Source organism: Galbibacter sp. PAP.153 (genome assembly GCF_037029175.1).
Lineage (GTDB): Bacteria > Bacteroidota > Bacteroidia > Flavobacteriales > Flavobacteriaceae > Galbibacter > Galbibacter pacificus.
Genome location: NZ_JAZEUN010000051.1, coordinates 1 through 1,910 on the forward strand (window position 1 = coordinate 1; position 1,910 = coordinate 1,910).

Below are 1,910 nucleotides of genomic sequence, written 5' to 3' on the forward strand. Positions count from 1 at the left end.
AATCGAGTAGGAGAACAGGGATTAATTCCCTGTTCGACCTCTCACACCACCCAGCATACGGTTCCGTACTGGGCGGTTCCCTAAGTTTTAGTACTAACTTTTCGATATTGGTCTGACAGCATTAAGTATCCTGCTTTTCTTAGTCTTTCTGTGGTAATCGTGGTACTAAGGATAAAGCTGTTAGCGGTATGCCAGTAGCTTTTCCTTGTATTTGCCCACTCGTGGGCCTTGAACTTATCAACTCCTAGGTTTATTAAGTTCCTCATTCTGGTGACATTCCGTTCCCATTGTTTCCATATCACCATCCTAAGTCGCCGACGGTACCATTTGTCTAAGCTGATAAGCAGCTTGTTAATGTCTGCCAATTTGAAGTAATTTACCCAACCAATAATATATTGGCGAAGGGTTGTTTTCCTTCGTTCATTACCCCAGCCATTACTACGTGATGTAAGCTCTTTAATTTTAGCTTTCATCTTGGATACGCTATTTTGGTGTACCCGAAGTCGCCCTTTTCCTTTCTTTTTATAAAAAGAGTATCCTAAGAACTTAACCTTAGAGATATAGGTACTTTGGCTTTTATCCCTGTTCACCTTTAAGAACAGTTTTTCCTCTATGAAGCGGGCCATGGTTTGCATGGTGCGTCGTGCTCCACGTTTGCTACGGCATAGTATCATCACGTCATCAGCGTATCGGACAAATTTATGCCCTCTACTTTCCAACTCCTTATCCATTTCGTTTAGCATAATATTGCTTAAAATTGGACTGAGAGGACCCCCTTGGGGGACTCCCGTTTCGTTGGCTTGTAACGTTGACCCTATTTGTATACCAGCGTTAAGGTATTGGTGTATCAAGGATATCACACGACCGTCTTTTACAGTGCGGGAGAGTACCTCTATCAGTTTGCTATGTTCTACGGTATCAAAGAACTTTTCTAGATCCAAGTCTACGGCCCAGTGATAGCCTTCCGGTATGTACTCTCGACACTTCCTTAAAGCACCATGAGCGCCACGCCTTGGTCGGAACCCATAGCTAGCCCCGCTAAAGAGGGGTTCGTATATAGGTGTGAGGATTTGGGCAATGGCTTGTTGGATACACCTATCAACTACAGCAGGAATACCTAGTCGCGCATCTGTCCATTGTCCTTGGGGATAAGAACCCTGCGTACAGGGTTCGGTCGGTAAGTACCGTTTAAAATGGAGCGGACCAGTTCGTCTTTGTGTTTGACAAGATAATCCTTTAGTGATTCAACTTCCATCTTGTCTACTCCCGAGGCCCCTTTGTTGCGCTTGACTTGTTGGTAAGCCCTATTAAGGTTTACAGGAGACACTAGCTTCTCTAGCAGCCCATCTTCTAATGAGTTGGTAACCGTGAGGTTATTTTCAGTTATCCGTAGGTACGTCTGCCCTCCCACATAGCCTTCGGATGCCGTCCTATTCTTTTGTGGGCAGGTCTCCATTGTAGGGATCTTCTGCATTCTTCCGTTCATACGGTAACGTTCATTTACTACTCACTTACTTAAAGTTCGGCCCTTCCCTATGTGAAGTTTTGCTTAGGTACTATGGCGTCTGCTGACTTCTCACGACAAGCTTTACTCCGTGTTTCCGAGAAAAACGTCCACACGTCCGTGAGACCTCCCTAGGCAAGACCGATAACTTTCATCCCAGCTACCTGCCACATTTACCATATTGCCTCCGAGCAGTATTGGACTTCGGTTTGTTCAGCAACCTTGTCCAGGCAATTTTGGCCTTATATGTAGTTTCTGTTCGTCAGGCCAGGATTTTGCCGCCAGCTTCCTTCAGATTCCACCTCGCAATGGACACCCTTGCTCTTGGCTAACACTTCCCACTGCTAGGGCATGTTCGGGACTTGCACCCGATAGTTATCGCCCATGCTAGGCGCACTAAAAAAAG

The 1,910-nt window shown here is 45.7% G+C and carries 2 protein-coding genes; both read right to left on the reverse strand.

The features are described 5' to 3' along the window. Window positions 1-80: 80 nt before the first annotated feature. On the reverse strand, window positions 81-1,115 hold the full coding sequence (gene ltrA, locus UXI14_RS17955) for a group II intron reverse transcriptase/maturase (protein ID WP_335967343.1): 1,035 nt from the start codon (window positions 1,113-1,115) through the stop codon (window positions 81-83). Window positions 1,116-1,117: 2 nt separating this feature from the next. Continuing rightward, window positions 1,118-1,486, reverse strand: a complete 369-nt coding sequence (locus UXI14_RS17960) for a hypothetical protein (protein WP_335967341.1) — start codon at window positions 1,484-1,486, stop codon at window positions 1,118-1,120. Between the last annotated feature and the right edge of the window lie 424 nt (window positions 1,487-1,910).

Excerpts from the sequence above, each read along its gene's own strand:
- UXI14_RS17960 (WP_335967341.1), bottom strand. The coding sequence starts at position 1,486 with ATGAACGGAAGAATGCAGAAGATCCCTACAATGGAGACCTGCCCACAA.